Raw genomic sequence first — 16,014 nt, 5'->3', positions numbered from 1 at the left:
GCGGCGTCGCCCCGTCGCACTGTCGCACCCCTGTTGTCCTTCACGTCCGCCAGCCTACGTGCCGCCGCCGGAGCGGGCCCGTCGGCCGCGCCGGTCGCCGAGCCCGACCACCCGGGCGAACCGGCGCAAAGACGTACGCGGTCCGCCGGGCAGTATGTGGGAAGGCCCGGTTCGGGTGAGTCTGCCGTACTCGGGCGCACTAACCTGGGCCATGTGCCTATTTCGTTGCGTGACCTCCTGGCGGATCGGATCCTGATCGCGGACGGCGCGATGGGGACGATGCTCCAGGCGGCCGACCTCACCCTTGACGACTTCGACGGCCTGGAAGGCTGCAACGAGATCCTCAACGTGACCCGGCCGGACGTGGTCCGCGGCGTGCACGACGCCTACCTGGCAGCCGGCGCGGACTGCGTGGAGACCAACACGTTCGGCGCGAACCTGCCCAACCTCGCCGAGTACGGCATCCCCGGCCGCATCCGGGAGCTGTCCGAGGCGGGCGCGCGGATCGCGCGGGAGGCGGCCGACGCGTACGCGTCGCCGGAGCACCCCCGGTTCGTGCTCGGCTCGATGGGTCCGGGCACCAAGCTGCCCACGCTCGGGCACGCGAGCTACGCCTCGCTGCGCGACGCGTACCAGGAGAACGCCGCCGGCCTGATCGCCGGTGGGGCGGACGGGCTGATCATCGAGACCTGCCAGGACCTGCTCCAGGTCAAGGCGGCGGTGGTCGGGTCGAAGCGGGCCCGCGCCGAGGCGGGCCGGGACGTGCCGATCATCTGTCAGGTGGCCGTGGAGACCACCGGCACCATGCTGCTGGGCAGCGAGATCGGCGCCGCGCTGACCGCCATCGAGCCGCTCGGCGTCGACCTGATCGGCCTGAACTGCTCCACCGGCCCGGCGGAGATGGGCGAGCACCTGCGCTACCTGGCGCAGCACTCGCGTATCCCGATCTCGGTGATGCCGAACGCGGGCCTGCCGGTGCTGACCGCCGACGGGGCGTACTTCCCGCTCAGCCCGGACGAGTTGGCCGACGCGCTGGAGCAGTTCGTCACCGACTACGGCGTGGGCCTGATCGGCGGCTGCTGCGGCACCACCCCGGAGCACATCCGGGTGCTGGTGGAGCGGCTGGGCGGGCGGGCGCCGGTGGCGCGGGAGCCGAAGCCGGAGGCCGGGGTCTCCTCGATCTACCACCACGTGCCGTTCGCCCAGGACGCCAGCATCCTGATGGTGGGGGAGCGGACCAACGCCAACGGCTCGAAGGCGTTCCGCGAGTCGATGCTCGCCGGGGACTGGCAGGCCTGCGTGGAGGTCGCCCGCAGCCAGGCCCGGGACGGCTCGCACCTGCTCGACCTCTGCGTCGACTACGTGGGCCGCGACGGCACGCAGGACATGCGGGAGCTGGCCGGCCGCTTCGCCACCGCCTCGACGCTGCCGATCGTGCTGGACTCCACCGAGCCGGCGGTGATCGAGGCCGGGCTGGAGATGCTCGGCGGCCGGTGCGTGGTCAACTCGGTCAACTTCGAGGACGGCGACGGCCCCGAGTCCCGCTACGCGCGGATCATGCCGGTGGTCCGGGAGCACGGCGCCGCCGTCGTGGCGCTGCTCATCGACGAGGAGGGCCAGGCCCGCACCCGCGAGTGGAAGGTACGGGTGGCCTCCCGGCTGATCGACGACCTGACCGGCCGGTGGGGGATGCGCCGGGAGGACATCCTCATCGACGCGCTGACGTTCCCGATCGCCACCGGGCAGGAGGAGACCCGCCGCGACGGCATCGAGACGATCGAGGCGATCCGGGAGATCGCGGCGCGCTACCCGGGCGTCAACTTCACCGCCGGCATCTCCAACGTGTCGTTCGGCCTCAACCCGGCGGCCCGGCAGGTGCTCAACTCCGTGTTCCTGCACGAGTGCGCCCAGGCCGGGCTGACCTCGGCGATCGTGCACGCCAGCAAGATCCTGCCGATGTCGCGGATCCCGGACGAGCAGCGCGAGGTGGCGCTCGACCTGGTCTACGACCGGCGCCGCGAGGGCTACGACCCGGTGCAGCGGTTCATCGAGGCATTCGAGGGCGTGGACGCGGCGTCGGCGCGCGCCACCCGGGCCGAGGAACTGGCCGCGCTGCCGCTGGACGAGCGGCTCAAGCGGCGGATCATCGACGGCGAGCGCAACGGCCTGGAGGCCGACCTGGACACCGCGATGGCGCAGGGGCGTACGCCGCTGTCCATCATCAACGACCTGCTGCTGGACGGCATGAAGGTGGTCGGCGAGCTGTTCGGCTCGGGCCAGATGCAGTTGCCGTTCGTGCTCCAGTCCGCCGAGGTGATGAAGACCGCGGTGGCCTACCTGGAGCCGCACATGGAGAAGACCGACGACGACGGCAAGGGCCGCATCGTGCTCGCCACCGTCAAGGGCGACGTGCACGACATCGGCAAGAACCTGGTCGACATCATCCTGTCCAACAACGGCTACGACGTGGTGAACATCGGCATCAAGCAGCCGATCAACGCGATCCTCGACGCGGCGGAGGAGCACCGGGCCGACGCCATCGGCATGTCCGGCCTGCTGGTCAAGAGCACCGTCATCATGAAGGAGAACCTGGCCGAGATGGCCTCCCGTGGCGTCGCCGAGCGCTGGCCGGTGCTGCTCGGCGGCGCGGCGCTGACCCGCGCGTACGTCGAGGACGACCTGCGGTCGATCTACCCGGGCCAGGTGCACTACGCCCGCGACGCGTTCGAAGGGCTGTCCCTGATGGACCGCGTGATGGCGGCCAAGCGCGGCGGCGCGCCGGTGGTCGACCCGGAGCGCGAGGCGGCACTGGCGGCCCGCCGGGAGCGCCGCGAGCGGCAGCGGGCGCAGGTCCGCGAGGCGTTGCCCGAACTGGACGACGCTTCGGTCCGCTCCGACGTGGCGGCGGACGTGGCCGTGCCGAAGCCGCCGTTCTTCGGCACCCGCGTCGTCAAGGGTGTGCCGCTGGCCGACTACGCGGCGCTGCTGGACGAGCGGGCCACGTTCCTGGGCCAGTGGGGGCTGCGCGGCGCCCGCGGCGGCAAGGGCCCGTCGTACGAGGAACTGGTCGAGACCGAGGGCCGGCCCCGGCTGCGGTACTGGCTGGACCGCCTGATCTCCGACCAGGTGCTGGAGGCGGCCGTGGTGTACGGCTACTTCCCGGCGTACTCCGAGGGCAACGACCTGGTGGTGCTGGACGAGAACGGGCACAGCGAGCGGGCCCGGTTCTCCTTCCCCCGGCAGCGGCAGGAGCGGCGGCTGTGCCTGGCCGACTTCTTCCGGCCCAAGGGCGACCAGCTCGACGTGGTGGCGTTGCAGTTGGTCACCGTCGGGCAGCCGATCAGCGAGTACACGGCGAAGATGTTCGCCGGCAACGAGTACCGCGACTACCTGGAGGTGCACGGCCTGTCGGTGCAGCTCACCGAGGCGCTGGCGGAGTACTGGCACCGGCGGATCCGCGCCGAGCTGGTGCTGCCCGGCGGCGGCACCGTGGCCGACGAGGATCCGGCTGACCTGGCGGGTCTGTTGCGCACCGACTACCGGGGCTGCCGGTACGCGTTCGGCTACCCGGCCTGCCCGGACCTGGAGGACCGGGCGAAGATCGTGGAGCTGCTGGGCGCGGAGCGGATCGGGGTGCAGTTGTCCGAGGAGTTCCAGTTGGTGCCGGAACAGGCCACCGACGCGATCGTGGTGCACCACCCGGAGGCGAACTACTTCAACGCCAAGTGACGCCCTCGGGGGCGCATAGAGGCAGTCGGATGCGTGGTCAGGTGACCGTCCCGGCGGTGAGGAAGAACGTGACCGCGTACGTGAACGGCTTCGCCGCGAGTGCACCGCGTTGCACAGCCGTAGCAGCCCAGGTGCGCAGACCGAGAACGTTGTCGACGGCTGCCGGTCGACATCGGTGGATCCGTGCACGACCGGCAGCCTGTTCCGAGAATGGCAGCCCAACCGGTGTCCGGTCACCACGGCGGCAATCCGATCATGTAGAAACGCGAACCTGGTTGGGCGTTCGGCGCGTTCGGCGAGGTGGGCATCGTACTTCCCACGTTCAGCGCTGAGGAAGGTTCCACCACTCCAGATTGGCGGCCGCCTGGGCGACCGGCTCGATGATCTCCCACCCCTCGGCGATCAGCCCGTCGTCGATCCGCCAGATGTCGACGACAGCAATTTCCGGTCCTGCGTCTGGAAGCCAGCGTCGCGAGTGCACCACGACGTGGTCGTCGTCGGCCAGCACCTGATGAATCTCGACCTGCATGCCGACGAGGGGTGCCAGCGCAGCGCGGACGGCGGCGAGCCATTCCCCTTTGGTCGATGTGGTCGAGCCCGGCCTGTGGTGGACGAAGTCATCACTGAGAAACTGTGCGAGCGCGTCCACGTCACCAGTCTCGATCAGCCCTGCCAGCGCCCGTTGGACGAGGTTCTTGTTCTCCGTGGTCATGGACGCAGTGTTTCCGCGCCCGCGTCGCTTGTCGATGACATCGGATTTCATGGCGCCCGGCTCATCGATGGGTACGCTTCATGATCGTGTACACGGTCGGGGAACTCCTACGGCAGTGGCGGCAACGCCGAGGACTCAGTCAACTCGATCTTGCTATCGCGGCGGACGTCTCTGCTCGGCACGTCAGCCTGGTCGAGACGGGTAGATCCCAGCCGAGCGCTGACATGATCCTGCGGCTCGCGGCCCAGCTCCACGTGCCGCTACGTGAGCGCAACCGGCTCCTGCTCGCCGGCGGCTTCGCCCCCCGGTATACCGAGCGTCCACTCCACGACATCGCACTGTCGGCCGTCCATGACGCGATCCGCCGGGTGCTCCACGCACACGAGCCGTATCCAGCCGTGGCATTCGACCGCCGGTGGAACATCGTGATGACCAATCGCGCCGTCGACCGGTTCTTCGCACAGGTGGCTCCCGACCTGCTGCGGCCGCCGGTCAACCTGGTGCGGCTGGGGCTGGACCCGCGCGGGCTCGCTCGCATGGTCGTCAACCTGGCCGACGTGCGCGCGGTGTTCCGCACGCGGATCTCACGCCAGCTCGCCGCAGCTCCCGACCCTGAACTCACCGCACTCTACGAGGAGCTCCTGGCGCCCGAGCCCGACGACGCGTCAGACCACCGGATCGACGACGGCGTCGTGCTCCCGATGATCCTCAGCGTCGGCGGGCGAGAGCTGCGGCTGTTCTCGACCATCACCACATTCGGTACCCCGATGGACATCACGATCGACGAGGTCGCGATCGAGTCCTACTACCCGGCAGACGCGGAGAGCGCCGCCTACTTCATGAAGTAGTGCAAGCACTCTCCGGTCGTTCGAGGTGAACTGACGTGCGCCGCCAGGTGATCATCGGGTCCGGAGGCTCCGCGTCAGGGCGGGGATCATCACCGCCGCCGCGAGAACGTGCAGCCCGACCAGTGTGATGCTGGTCGTGGCGGCGGCCCCGACGAGGAACGGCGGGACCAGCGACAGCGCGGTCAGCGCCACCGCCGTCCACACGAACCGTTCGGCGGGGCGGGCGCTCCACCGCAGCAGGCCGGCGGCGATGACGACGCCCACGAGCGAGAAGAATCCCGTCACCACGGCGAACCCGCCCAACGGGATCGTCTCGTCACCGCCGTCGGGGATCGCGAAGTCGACGCCTGCGGCCCGGGCGAGCGCGGCGGCGACCGGTGTGGCAGTCATGGCCGCTACCGTGGCGATGACGCCGGTGACCGCGAGCCGCCGGAAGCGGCGCGGCCGGCCGGTACGGCCTGAGGCGAGGTCGGCTCCGGTGTTCGTGCTGCTGGTCATGTCGTTCCTCCATGGTTCGAGGTGAGGCGTGAGGATCCGCACCGTCGCGGTACGACGGCCGGGGTTGCGCAGCGCGCGTACGCCGGTGCCGCGCAGCCAGAAACCGGCGTCGCGGCCGAGGACCGGGCCGGGAGTGCCGTCACCCAGCTCCAGCTGCACCCGCCCGCGCGTGACCACGCCGTACGCGTGCTGCCACTGGGTCGCGACCACCGGAACACGCGCGCCGCCGGGCAGCGCGAGCATCCGCGCGGGCACTACGGCGTGCGGTCGGCGGGCAGGCGGTCCGGCAGCCCGAGTCGCGGGAACTGGTCGGCGTGGAACGTGACGATCTCGGTGATCGCTCCGCCGGTGATACGCAGGGCGTCGACGGTGAGCGGTAGGTACGCGCCGCCGCTGTCCTGCCAGAGGTAGAACGCGACGGCGGGCTGCCTGTTCACGGCGGTGGGCACGGCCCGCAGGCTGCCCAGGCTCTCGAAGCCGTCCGCGACCCAGTCGTTCACCACCGCGTCGCGGCCGATCTGGAGGCCCGGTGTGGGCGGCATCGAGCACCGCACGTCCTCGCGCAGCAGCGCGGCGAGCCGGCCGACGTCCTTGGCCAGGCTGGCGTCGGTGAAGCGGCGCACCAGCTCGCGCGTACCGGCGTCCTCCTCGCCGCCGGTCCAGTCCTGCCGCTGCGCCGGCAGGTGCTCCCGCATGCCCGCGCGGGCGCGCTGCAACGCGCTGTTCACCGAGTTGACGGAGTCGCCGAGCAGTTCCGCGACGTCCTTCGCCGGCCAGCCGAGCACGTCCCGCAGGATCAGCACGGCACGGGGGCGCGGTGCGAGATGTTGCACCGCGACCAGGTACGCCAGCTCGATCGTCTCCCGCGCCACCGCGACCGTCTCCGGCTCGTCCGCGCCGGCGGCGGGCAGTTCGTCGAGCAGCCGGTCCGGGTAGGGCTGCAGCCACCGCACCTCGCCGCCGCTCGCCGGCTCGGGACGGCACTTGGCCAGCAGATCCAGGCAGGCGTTCGTGGCGATCCGGTACAGCCAGGCCCGGAACGTCGAGCGTCCGGCGAACGTCTCGCGCCGCCGCCAGGCCCGCAGGAACGTCTCCTGGACGGTGTCCTCGGCGTCCTCGAACGATCCGAGCATCCGGTAGCAGTGCACGTGCAGCTCCCGCCGGTGCCGCTGCGCCAGCCCGGCGAACGCCGGCTCGTCGACCTCGCCCAGGTCGCGTACGTCCAGCTCCGCCTGCCGCGTCTCCGCGCCCATCACGTCATCCTCCCGCGTCGTCGTGTCCCGTCGTCTGTGTGACGGGCACGGGCGCGGAAACTCATCACCGCGACGTCAGCTCGCGCGTGGGGCGTACATGATGACGGCGACGCCGACCAGGCAGATGGCCGCGCCGGCGAGGTCGTAGCGGTCGGGCCGGAACTTGTCGACCACCATGCCCCAGGCGAGCGACCCGGCGACGAAGACGCCGCCGTAGGCGGCGAGGATGCGGCCGAAGTTCGGGTCCGGCTGGAACGTGGCGACGAACCCGTAGGCGCCGAGCGCGATCACCCCGGCGGCGATCCAGAGCAGCCCGCGGTTCTCCCGCCAGCCCTGCCACACCAGCCAGGCGCCGCCGATCTCGGCGAGCGCGGCGACCAGGAACAGCAGGATGGACCGGACGACAGTCATGCGTCAGACCGTAGCCGGGCCGTTGTCCGGACCGGCGAAGGGCAGCGGGCAGCGAGAGCTGCCGGCGCAGGTGATCAGGTCGTCGCAGCCGGCCGAGATCGCCTCTCGCAGCGTGTCGCGCACGGCGGTGAGGTCGGCCAGCCGCCGTTCCACCTCGGCGAGCTTGTCGTGGGCCCGGTTCCGCAGGCCGGCGTCGTGCCGCCCGGCCGCAAGCAGGTCCGCGACCTCGGCGAGGGTGAAGCCGAGACGTTGCGCGGCCTTCACCACCCGCAGCAGGGTGACCGTCTCGGCCGGGTAGAGCCGATGCCCGCCGGGCGACCGCCGGGGCGCGGCCAGCAGCCCGCGCCGTTCGTAGTAGCGCAGCGTCTGCACGTTGACCCCGGCCGCGTCGGCGACCTGGCCGCTGCGCAGCTCCGGCTCACCCATCACCGGCCCCGCGCGGCCGTGGCCCGCTGGGCCAGGGCATCGAGTTCGGCGACACGGGCGCCCGGAACCCGGATGTCGAGCCTCAGCGGGCTGTCGTCCGGGCGGGCGAGGTCGAACGTGAAGAACGAACAGCACGCCGACTCGCGGGCGATCAGGTCGCGGGCGGCCGGTTCGGCTGCGTCGTCGAGGTGCAGCCGCAGGTGCCGGGCGGTCAGCCGGTCGACGCCGTGCAGCGCGTCGCGGAACAGCGTGTCGAATTCGGCCAGCCGCAGCGGCCGTTCGGCGGTGGGCAGCGTGCAGGCGTCGGGCACCCAGGAGTCGTCGGTCACGTCACGACGGTAAGCCCGTACCGGGTACCGGATGCAAGCGCCGGTACATCACCTCGTGAATACAGCAGACGCTGTACAGTCGCGGCATGCGGACGCTGCACCACTCCCAGGCGTTGTCCCGTTTCGGTCACGCACTGTCCGACCCGCTGCGCGCCGGGCTGCTGCTGGCCCTGCGCGACGGACCCGGCTACCCGGCCGAACTGGCCGAGGCGCTCGGCACCAGTCGGCAGAACCTGTCCAACCACCTCGCCTGCCTGCGCGGCTGCGGCCTGGTCGTGGCCGTACCGGAGGGGCGCCGCACCCGCTACGAGCTGGCCGACGCCCGCCTCGCCCACGCGCTCGGCGACCTGGTCGGTGTCGTGCTCGCGGTCGACCCGGCCGCCTGCCCGGACGCGGCGAACGGGTGCTGCTGATGAGCCTGCCGCTGATCCCCGCCGCGCCCGCCGGCCCGGTGCCGGCCCGCCGCGCGCTGCTCACCCGCCGGGTTCGGCTGCTGGTCGCCGCGACGATCACCTACAACGTGATCGAGGCGGTGGTGGCGATCGGCGCGGGTACCGTCGCGTCCTCGACCGCGCTGATCGGTTTCGGCCTCGACTCGGTCGTCGAGGTGGCCTCCGCGGCGGCGGTGGCCTGGCAGTTCGCCGGCCCGGACCCGCAGGCCCGGGAGCGGGTCGCCCTGCGCGTCATCGCGGTGTCGTTCTTCGCGCTCGCCGCGTACGTCACCGTCGAGGCGGTCCGGGCGCTGCTCGGTGGCGCCGAGGCCGCGCACTCGCCGGTCGGGCTGGCGCTCGCCGGGCTCTCGGTGATCGTGATGCCGGTGCTCTCGGCCGCGCAGCGGCGCGCCGGCCGTGAACTCGGCTCCCGGTCGGCGGTGGCCGACTCGAAGCAGACGCTGCTGTGCACGTACCTCTCGGTGGTTCTGCTCGTCGGGCTTGCCCTCAACGGCCTGTTCGGATGGTCCTGGGCCGACCCGGTCGCGGCGCTGGTGATCGCCGTGGTCGCGGTCCGTGAGGGCCGCGACGCCTGGCGCGGCGAGACCTGCTGCGCCGCCTGCGGTCCGCCGGGCCCGCAGGCGTGATCACCGGCCGCGACCTGCGGCGACGTCGGGAATACGGCTGTGCTCGACGGCCCGGCGGGCTACCGTCACCGGAGTACGGGCCGACGCCGGATCAGACGCCGCGTCCACGCCCGCGCCGTCGGCGTTGACGTGGCGGAAACGCCCGAGGGCGAGCATGGGTACGACGAAAGGGGCGGACATGACCGACGAGGTGACGTCGCAGGTCCCGCCGGACCCGGCTCCCGTGCTGAGCGCGCCCGCTGGCACCGGGCCGGTCGGACCGCCGAGCAGCCTGGACCTGTGGGCGCGTGCCCAGGTGCTGCACCGCTGCTTCGGCGACGACGACGGCGAGCCGCACATCATGCGCGGCCTGGACTGACCGCGCCGGTCAGCGCACCGTCACGCCGGCCCGCGCCAGCGTCTCCCACCAGGACGCGAGGTCGGCAACCGGCTCGGCGCGGGCGGTGAGTTCCTCCAGCCGCCGCAGTTGTTCCCTGCTCGGTGACGGTGAGACGGTGGCGCCCACGCCGACCAGGGCGTACCGGTGGCCGCCGACGGTGAGCAGCATCGTGCCGAAGATCGTTCCCCGGGCCCCGACCTGCCCGGCGGGCGCGGCGAACACCTCCGCGCCGCGCCGGTCGCCGGCCCGCAGCCAGCCCTCGTCGAGCGTCATCAGCACCGGCACGCACCGCAGGCCGTTCCAGAGGCTACGTCGCCAGTAGACAATTCCGGCGTACGACGGGCGCGGCTCCATCCCGGCGACGGTACCCGGGCCGATCCAGGGTGACCGGCGCGGACGCCCGGGACGCCGTCGCCCGGCACCCGGTGAACGTTTCCCGGTGGCGGTGCGTGTGAGCCGGTGAGCATCACCGGCGTCCGCCGGGGGTACTGCTGCGGGACACGGGCACGACAGCCGGGAGGTCATGGTGGGGGACAGGGCGGGACGTCAGGGGCGCGGGCCGGTCGCCGGACTGGTGGTGGCCGCGCTGGTGGCAGCCGGCTGCATGGCCGGCGGCGTCGACCAGGGCGAGCCGCAGCAGCAGCCCGCACCCCGGCGCAGCGCGCAGCCCGACTCGCAGACCACCCGGGCGGACGGCACCACGAGCGTCGCCGAGTTCAAGCAGGACATCGAGGACGCGGTCCGGCTGGCCGAACGCTACTGGGCGCAGCAGTTCCGCGCCTCCGGTCAGCGCTTCACCCCGATCCGGCGGGTGGTGCCTTACAGCCGAGAGGGCGAGGTGGCCTGCGCCGGGCAGGCGCTGCCGCGCAACAACGCGGTGTACTGCTCGGCCGGCGACTTCATCGCCTACGACGTGAACTGGTCGGTGGCGGCGTTCCGGCAGATCGGCGACGCGTTCCTGTTCTACCTGCTCGGCCACGAGTACGCCCATGGCATGCAGGTGCGGCTGGGCATCCGCTACAACTTCACCATCCAGCAGGAACTGCAGGCCGACTGCATGGCCGGCGCGTACCTCGGGGACAGCGTGCGTTCCGGAGCGCTGGAGCTGGAGGACGGTGACCTGGAGGAGTTCCGGGAAGGGCTGCTGGCGGTCGGCGACGACCCCGACCAGCCGTGGTTCGCCGAGGGCTCGCACGGCACCGCCGAGCAGCGCAGCGACTCGTTCTTCCGGGGGTACGAGAAGTCGCTGGGCGCGTGCGGCCTCGGGTGATGCCGCGGGTCACCCCGATCGGGGACGGTGGCGGGCGGGCCCGGCGCGGCTGGCAGGATCGGCGGGGTACGCGTACCGAAGGAGGCCCCCGCTGATCAGCAAGCACCCCGCCGCCGTGCTCTTCGACATGGACGGCACCCTGGTCGACAGCGAGAAACTGTGGGACGTCGCGTTGCAGGAGCTGGCCGCCGTGTACGGCGGTGTCCTGTCCGACGACGCCCGCCGCGCGATCGTCGGCACCGGGATGGCCGACGCGATGCGGATCGTGCACGACGACCTGGGCCAGCCGCAACGGGACGTGCAGGAGAGCGCCGACTGGATCAGCGCCCGGATCCTGGACCTGTTCCGCACCGGGCTGCGGTGGCGTCCGGGCGCGCTGGCGCTGCTGCGGGCGGTACGCGACGCCGGCATCCCCACCGCGCTGGTCACCTCCAGCGGCCGGTCCCTGGTCGAGGTGGCCCTGGACACGCTGGGCCGGGACAGCTTCGACGCGGTGGTCTGCGGCGACGAGGTGGACGCGGCCAAGCCGCACCCGGAGCCGTACCTGACGGCCGCGCGACTGCTGGGCGTGCCGGTCGAGCGGTGCGTGGCGATCGAGGACTCACCCACCGGCGTTGCGAGCGCCCTCGCAGCCGGGGCGGCGGTGCTGGCCGTACCGGCCGAGGTGCCGCTCGCGCCCGCCGACGGCGTACACCAGGTGGAGAGCCTGCTCGGGGCGGACCTGGAGCTGCTCGCGGCCCTGCTCAACCGTTAGGAAGGGCCCCTTCTTATGCGCGAGGCGTTAAGAAGGGGCCCTTCCTTTCCCGTCAGTCGTGGGCGATGGCACCCAGGACGTTGATCCGCGCGGCGCGGATCGCCGGCAGCACCGCCGCGACCACGCCGATGATCGCGGCGAGGATCAGGAACGTCACCATCTGACCCCACGGCAGGATCAGGTCGGTGATGCCCTCGTCCTTGAGCGCCTCGACCACCGCCGCGCCGAGACCGGTGCCGACCACCACGCCGAGCAGCGCGCCGAAGATGGAGATCACCACCGCCTCGACAGTGATCATGCGCATGGTCTGGGCACGGCGCAGGCCGATCGCCCGCAGCAGACCCAGCTCCCGGGTCCGTTCCAGCACCGACAGCGCGAGCGTGTTGATGATGCCCAGCACCGCGATCACGATGGCCAGCGCCAGCAGGATCTGGATCATCTGGAGCAGGGAGTCCAGCTGGCCGGTCTGCTGCTTGATGAACGCGGCCCGGTCGGCCACCGACACCTCCGGGCTGTCCGCCAGCAGCCGCTCGACCTGCGGCTGCACCGCGCCCACCGACGTGCCGGGGGCGAGCTGGAGGAAGCCCTGGATGGGCTGCGGGATGGCGAAGTCCGCTGTTGCCTGCGGCGGCAGCGTCACCGGGTTGGTCAGCTGCGAGCTGGAGTAGATGCCGCTGACCGTGTAGGTGCGGGCCTCCCCGCGGGACAGCTGCACCGGCACCGTCGAGCCGACGGTGAGGTTGCGTGCCTTCGCGGTGTCCGAGCTGACCAGCATCTGGTCCGCCGCCAGTTTGCTGATGTCACCGGCGGCGGCCTTCGCCCCGAAGATCTGCTGGAGCGCGGCCACGTTGCTCGTCGCGGCCACCCAGGTCCGCTCGCCGCCGACCACCGCCATGCCGCCGTACTCGCCGGAGACCATCCGCACGCCCGGGATCGCGGCGGCCTTCTCCAGCACCGCCGGGTCGAAGCTCGCCGGACGCGGCCCGGTCGTGGACCCGGAGATCACCAGTTCCGCCTTGATGGTGTCCTCGGCCAGCTTGCCGATGCTGCCCTTGGCCGAGTCCAGGATCACCGTCACGCCGGTGACCAGGGCGATGCCCACCATCAGCGCGGCCGCGGTGATCGCGGTGCGGCGCGGGTTGCGGCCCGAGTTGAGCCGGCCCAGCTTGCCCGGCACCGACCAGGAGAACATCGCGCCCAGCAGCGAGACCACCGGCCGGCTGATCACCGGGGTCAGCAGCGCCACCCCGATGAACGCGAACAGCACGCCGCCGAGGATGGTCGCCAGGGTGCTGTCGCCGGCGTGCCCGCCGAGACCGAGGAACAGCAGCACCGCGCCGATGCCGGTGACCACCGCACCGCCGACGGTGACCTTGGTCAGCGGGCGGTCCGGCGTGGCGACGTCCTGCATCGCGGCGATCGGCGGGATGCGCGAGGCGCGCAGCGCCGGCAGCAGCGCGGCGACCACAGTGATGAGCATGCCGACCGCGAACGCGCCGATCACCGCCGACGCCGGCACGCCCAGCCCGGCCAGGGTCAGACCCCCGGCGAGCTGACCGAACAGGTACGCCAGCAGCGCGCCCACGCCGATGCCGGCGGCGAGCCCCAGCACCGAGGCGATCAGGCCGACCGCGAGCGCCTCCAGCACCACCGAGCCGATGACCTGCTTGCCGCTGGCCCCGATCGCGCGCATCAGGGCCAGCTCACGGGTGCGCTGGGCCACGATGATCGAGAATGTGTTGAGGATCAGGAACGTGCCGACCAGCAGCGCCACCGCGGCGAACCCGAGGAGGATCTTGTTGAAGAACGACAGCCCTTCCTTGAGGCCGGCCGAGGCGTCGGCGGCGAGCTGCTCGCCGGTCTTGACCTGGTAGTCGGCGCCCAGCGTGCGGGCAAGCTCGTCGCGCAGCGCGGCCGGCGTGGTGCCGTCGGCGGCCTGGACGCTGACGTTGCTGAACACGTCCGGCTTGCCCAGCATCAGCTGCTGCGCCACCGGGGTGGTGAAGTAGACCTCGTTCGCGCCACCGATCGAGTCCCGGCCGCCGCTGTAGCCGAACACGCCGACGAGCGTGAACTCCTTCTTCGGGGCGAGGGTCAGCACGCCGACCCGGTCGCCGACCTTGACCTTGCCCGCCTCGGCCAGCGCGGCGTTGATCACGATCTCGTCGTCGGCCTGCGGCGCGCGGCCCTCGCGCAGCTCGAGCAGGTCGCTCTCACCGAGCCAGTTCTGGCCCAGCTGCGGCGGGCCGAACGAGGTGACCACCTTGCCGTTGCTGCCGATCATGCGGGCGCCCTCGGCGGCCACCACGCCCTCGGCGTCGGCGACGCCGGGCACCGCCTTGACCCGGTCGAGCACCGACGCCGGCATCGGGGTGCTCAGCGGCATTCCCTCGGCCGTGGAGACGTCGATCTTCGGCTTCGCCTCGACGCTCACGTCGACCTCGGCGTACGCGTCGGCGAAGACCGCGTCGAAGGACCGCCCGAGCGTGTCGGTGAGCACGAACGCGCCGGAGACGAACATGACGCCGAGCACCACCGCCAGGCCGGACAGCAGCAGGCGCAGCTTGCGCGCCAGCAGGCTCTTGAGCGTTGCCCGCAGCATCAGTTGCCCACCTCGACCGGGGCGTCCAGCTTCTTCATCGTGTCCAGCACCGTCTCGGCGGTCGGCTCGATCAACTCCGAGACGATCTGCCCGTCGGCGAGGAAGACCACCCGGTCGGCGTACGCGGCGGCGGTCGGGTCGTGCGTGACCATGACGATGGTCTGGCCGTGCTCGCGTACCGAGTTGCGCAGGAACTTGAGCACCTCGGCGCCGGAGCGGGAGTCCAGGTTGCCGGTCGGCTCGTCCGCGAAGATCACCTCGGGGCGGGCCACGAGCGCCCTGGCGCACGCCACGCGCTGCTGCTGGCCGCCGGAGAGCTGCGCCGGGCGGTGCCCGAGCCGATCCCGCAGACCGACGGTGTCGATCACCGTGTCGTACCAGGCCTGGTCGGGTTTGCGCCCGGCGATCGACAGCGGCAGCAGGATGTTCTCCTGCGCGGTGAGCGTCGGCAGCAGGTTGAACTGCTGGAAGATGAAGCCCACCTTGTCGCGGCGCAGCTTCGTCAGACCCGCGTCGTTGAGACCGGTCACAGTGGTGTCGCCGATCATCACGGTGCCCTTGGTCACCGTGTCCAGACCCGCGAGGCAGTGCATCAGAGTGGACTTCCCGGAGCCGGACGGTCCCATGATCGCGGTGAACCGGCCGCGTTCGAACTCGGCGCTCACCCCTCGCAGCGCGGCGACCTGCGCCTCGCCGCTGCCGTACACCTTCCACACATCGTTCGCCCGGGCCGCGGCCTGCTCTCGGCCTACCGTCGCGGTCACGTCATCTACCTCTTCCGTATGTCGTTCTCATGCCGCACCGCCCCCGCTGGCCGGTGCGGCGTGATCCATCCTCGGGGCCGCGAGGTCGAAAACCCTCCGACCTGGGGTGGAATCCGCGCCGATCTTCTGGTGAGGGTCGCCCCCCATCCGGGCTCAGGGTGACCCCTGACCGCTCGGCGGCGCCGACGTTAGGGCCTCACCTGGCGTGATGGTCAACACATCAGCCCCGCCGCTGGTCACGGTAGGTGACACGCGCCACCTCACCGGCCCGGACGGACCAGACCCGTCTCGTACGCGAGCACGACCGCCTGGACCCGGTCGCGCAACCGTAGCTTCGTCAGCACATGCCCGACATGGGTTTTCACAGTGGTCTCGCTGACCGACAGCACCCGGGCGATCTCCGCGTTGGACAGACCGCGCGCCATGTGGACGAGCACCTCCCGCTCCCGGTCGGTCAGCGGGTCCAGCGCCCGCGCCGGCGCGGCCGCCGGGTCGGGCAGCAGTTCGGCGAAGCGGTCCAGCAGCCGGCGCAGGATGCGCGGCGACATCACCGCGTCCCCGGCTGCGACCGTACGGATCGCGGCGACCAGGTCCTCGGCCGGCACGTCCTTGGTCAGAAAGCCGCTGGCCCCGGCCCGCAGCGATCCGACGACGTGTTCGTCATGCTCGAACGTGGTGAGCACGAGCACCCGCACCGGCAGCCGGGCGGACACGATCGCGCGCGTCGCGGCCACCCCGTCCATCCGCGGCATCCGGATGTCCATCAGCACCACGTCGGGCAGCAGTCGCCGGGCCAGCTCCACCGCCTCCGCGCCGTCGCCGGCCTCACCCACCACGTCCAGGTCGTCCTCCGCGCCCAGCACCATCCGGAATCCGGTACGCAGCAGCGGCTGGTCGTCGGCGAGCAGGACCCGCACCGGCCGGGACACGGCGCCGTCGGTCATGCGTCCCCCTCCTCGTC

18 protein-coding genes are annotated in these 16,014 nt (G+C 71.8%); 7 read left to right on the top strand and 11 right to left on the bottom strand.

Annotated elements, in window-relative coordinates; translation table 11 throughout:
* The first annotated feature begins 213 nt into the window (after window positions 1-213).
* Window positions 214-3,729 carry a methionine synthase gene (metH, locus tag AMK25_RS19005; protein ID WP_198937578.1) on the top strand — a complete coding sequence of 1,172 codons (3,516 nt, stop codon included), beginning with the start codon at window positions 214-216 and terminating at the stop codon, window positions 3,727-3,729.
* A 322-nt stretch (window positions 3,730-4,051) separates the two neighbouring features.
* On the opposite strand, the gene AMK25_RS19000 is transcribed toward metH, so the two are convergent.
* Window positions 4,052-4,441, bottom strand: a complete 390-nt coding sequence (locus AMK25_RS19000) for a nuclear transport factor 2 family protein (RefSeq protein ID WP_073830022.1) — start codon at window positions 4,439-4,441, stop codon at window positions 4,052-4,054.
* An 80-nt stretch (window positions 4,442-4,521) separates the two neighbouring features.
* Here AMK25_RS19000 and AMK25_RS18995 point away from each other — a divergent pair, with 80 nt between their 5' ends.
* On the top strand, window positions 4,522-5,289 hold the full coding sequence (locus tag AMK25_RS18995; protein WP_198937574.1) for a helix-turn-helix domain-containing protein: 768 nt from the start codon (window positions 4,522-4,524) through the stop codon (window positions 5,287-5,289).
* Between the two features lie 51 nt (window positions 5,290-5,340).
* Here the strand turns inward: AMK25_RS18995 and AMK25_RS18990 are convergent, their stop codons facing one another.
* The 5 genes from AMK25_RS18990 to AMK25_RS18970 form a co-directional block, all read right to left on the bottom strand.
* Window positions 5,341-6,030: a DUF6069 family protein gene (locus tag AMK25_RS18990; RefSeq protein WP_241826408.1), complete on the bottom strand. Its 690-nt coding sequence runs from the start codon at window positions 6,028-6,030 to the stop codon at window positions 5,341-5,343.
* An 11-nt stretch (window positions 6,031-6,041) separates the two neighbouring features.
* Window positions 6,042-7,040 (bottom strand): RNA polymerase subunit sigma-70, encoded by a 999-nt coding sequence (locus AMK25_RS18985; protein WP_073829684.1) that lies wholly within the window; start codon window positions 7,038-7,040, stop codon window positions 6,042-6,044.
* 75 nt (window positions 7,041-7,115) lie between these two features.
* The gene (locus AMK25_RS18980) at window positions 7,116-7,451 is read right to left on the bottom strand and encodes a YnfA family protein (protein WP_073829683.1); all 336 of its coding nucleotides are present in this window, start codon (window positions 7,449-7,451) and stop codon (window positions 7,116-7,118) included.
* A 3-nt stretch (window positions 7,452-7,454) separates the two neighbouring features.
* Complete coding sequence (locus tag AMK25_RS18975) at window positions 7,455-7,877, bottom strand: MerR family transcriptional regulator (protein WP_073829682.1); 423 nt, start codon at window positions 7,875-7,877, stop codon at window positions 7,455-7,457.
* Entirely contained in the window at window positions 7,877-8,206 is a 330-nt protein-coding gene (locus tag AMK25_RS18970; protein WP_073829681.1) for a hypothetical protein, read from the bottom strand. Before AMK25_RS18970 ends, AMK25_RS18975 begins: the two co-directional genes overlap by 1 nt.
* Before the next feature lie 86 nt (window positions 8,207-8,292).
* On the opposite strand from AMK25_RS18970, the gene AMK25_RS18965 reads away from it, so the two are divergent.
* Complete coding sequence (locus tag AMK25_RS18965; RefSeq protein ID WP_073829680.1) at window positions 8,293-8,619, top strand: ArsR/SmtB family transcription factor; 327 nt, start codon at window positions 8,293-8,295, stop codon at window positions 8,617-8,619.
* Window positions 8,619-9,284 carry a cation transporter gene (locus AMK25_RS18960; RefSeq protein WP_073830020.1) on the top strand — a complete coding sequence of 222 codons (666 nt, stop codon included), beginning with the start codon at window positions 8,619-8,621 and terminating at the stop codon, window positions 9,282-9,284. The genes AMK25_RS18965 and AMK25_RS18960 overlap by 1 nt, the downstream gene beginning before the upstream one ends.
* Here AMK25_RS18960 and AMK25_RS31985 read toward each other — a convergent pair whose 3' ends face one another.
* Window positions 9,285-9,464: a hypothetical protein gene (locus AMK25_RS31985; protein ID WP_143194756.1), complete on the bottom strand. Its 180-nt coding sequence runs from the start codon at window positions 9,462-9,464 to the stop codon at window positions 9,285-9,287.
* On the opposite strand from AMK25_RS31985, the gene AMK25_RS18955 reads away from it, so the two are divergent.
* Window positions 9,463-9,642 carry a hypothetical protein gene (locus tag AMK25_RS18955; protein ID WP_043324402.1) on the top strand — a complete coding sequence of 60 codons (180 nt, stop codon included), beginning with the start codon at window positions 9,463-9,465 and terminating at the stop codon, window positions 9,640-9,642. The genes AMK25_RS31985 and AMK25_RS18955 overlap by 2 nt on opposite strands.
* Before the next feature lie 9 nt (window positions 9,643-9,651).
* On the opposite strand, the gene AMK25_RS18950 is transcribed toward AMK25_RS18955, so the two are convergent.
* A complete protein-coding gene (locus AMK25_RS18950; protein ID WP_073829679.1) occupies window positions 9,652-10,017 on the bottom strand; it encodes a hypothetical protein in 366 nt (121 codons plus the stop codon).
* A gap of 172 nt (window positions 10,018-10,189) precedes the next feature.
* On the opposite strand from AMK25_RS18950, the gene AMK25_RS18945 reads away from it, so the two are divergent.
* On the top strand, window positions 10,190-10,933 hold the full coding sequence (locus AMK25_RS18945) for a neutral zinc metallopeptidase (RefSeq protein ID WP_073830019.1): 744 nt from the start codon (window positions 10,190-10,192) through the stop codon (window positions 10,931-10,933).
* 115 nt (window positions 10,934-11,048) lie between these two features.
* Entirely contained in the window at window positions 11,049-11,687 is a 639-nt protein-coding gene (locus tag AMK25_RS18940) for an HAD family hydrolase (protein WP_073829678.1), read from the top strand.
* A 52-nt stretch (window positions 11,688-11,739) separates the two neighbouring features.
* On the opposite strand, the gene AMK25_RS18935 is transcribed toward AMK25_RS18940, so the two are convergent.
* From AMK25_RS18935 to AMK25_RS18925, 3 genes are all read right to left on the bottom strand, one after another.
* The gene (locus AMK25_RS18935) at window positions 11,740-14,289 is read right to left on the bottom strand and encodes an ABC transporter permease (RefSeq protein WP_073829677.1); all 2,550 of its coding nucleotides are present in this window, start codon (window positions 14,287-14,289) and stop codon (window positions 11,740-11,742) included.
* Window positions 14,289-15,053 (bottom strand): ABC transporter ATP-binding protein, encoded by a 765-nt coding sequence (locus AMK25_RS18930; protein WP_073829676.1) that lies wholly within the window; start codon window positions 15,051-15,053, stop codon window positions 14,289-14,291. The genes AMK25_RS18935 and AMK25_RS18930 overlap by 1 nt, the downstream gene beginning before the upstream one ends.
* A 260-nt stretch (window positions 15,054-15,313) precedes the next feature.
* Window positions 15,314-15,997, bottom strand: coding sequence for a response regulator (locus AMK25_RS18925; RefSeq protein ID WP_073829675.1), 684 nt, complete (start codon window positions 15,995-15,997; stop codon window positions 15,314-15,316).
* Window positions 15,998-16,014: the final 17 nt, after the last annotated feature.

The sequence above is a fragment of the Micromonospora sp. TSRI0369 genome (assembly GCF_001905625.1).
GTDB lineage: Bacteria > Actinomycetota > Actinomycetes > Mycobacteriales > Micromonosporaceae > Micromonospora > Micromonospora echinospora_A.
The sequence above is the reverse complement of the archived record's forward strand: the minus strand, read 5'-3'. Positions and strand labels throughout refer to the sequence as shown.

Coding starts and splice junctions, on each gene's coding strand:
- AMK25_RS19000 (WP_073830022.1), bottom strand. CDS start 4,441: ATGACCACGGAGAACAAGAACCTCGTCCAACGGGCGCTGGCAGGGCTG.
- AMK25_RS18995 (WP_198937574.1), top strand. CDS start 4,522: ATGATCGTGTACACGGTCGGGGAACTCCTACGGCAGTGGCGGCAACGC.
- AMK25_RS18990 (WP_241826408.1), bottom strand. CDS start 6,030: ATGCTCGCGCTGCCCGGCGGCGCGCGTGTTCCGGTGGTCGCGACCCAG.
- AMK25_RS18985 (WP_073829684.1), bottom strand. CDS start 7,040: ATGGGCGCGGAGACGCGGCAGGCGGAGCTGGACGTACGCGACCTGGGC.
- AMK25_RS18980 (WP_073829683.1), bottom strand. CDS start 7,451: ATGACTGTCGTCCGGTCCATCCTGCTGTTCCTGGTCGCCGCGCTCGCC.
- AMK25_RS18975 (WP_073829682.1), bottom strand. CDS start 7,877: ATGGGTGAGCCGGAGCTGCGCAGCGGCCAGGTCGCCGACGCGGCCGGG.
- AMK25_RS18965 (WP_073829680.1), top strand. CDS start 8,293: ATGCGGACGCTGCACCACTCCCAGGCGTTGTCCCGTTTCGGTCACGCA.
- AMK25_RS18960 (WP_073830020.1), top strand. CDS start 8,619: ATGAGCCTGCCGCTGATCCCCGCCGCGCCCGCCGGCCCGGTGCCGGCC.
- AMK25_RS18955 (WP_043324402.1), top strand. CDS start 9,463: ATGACCGACGAGGTGACGTCGCAGGTCCCGCCGGACCCGGCTCCCGTG.
- AMK25_RS31985 (WP_143194756.1), bottom strand. CDS start 9,464: ATGTCCGCCCCTTTCGTCGTACCCATGCTCGCCCTCGGGCGTTTCCGC.
- AMK25_RS18950 (WP_073829679.1), bottom strand. CDS start 10,017: ATGGAGCCGCGCCCGTCGTACGCCGGAATTGTCTACTGGCGACGTAGC.
- AMK25_RS18935 (WP_073829677.1), bottom strand. CDS start 14,289: ATGCTGCGGGCAACGCTCAAGAGCCTGCTGGCGCGCAAGCTGCGCCTG.
- AMK25_RS18925 (WP_073829675.1), bottom strand. CDS start 15,997: ATGACCGACGGCGCCGTGTCCCGGCCGGTGCGGGTCCTGCTCGCCGAC.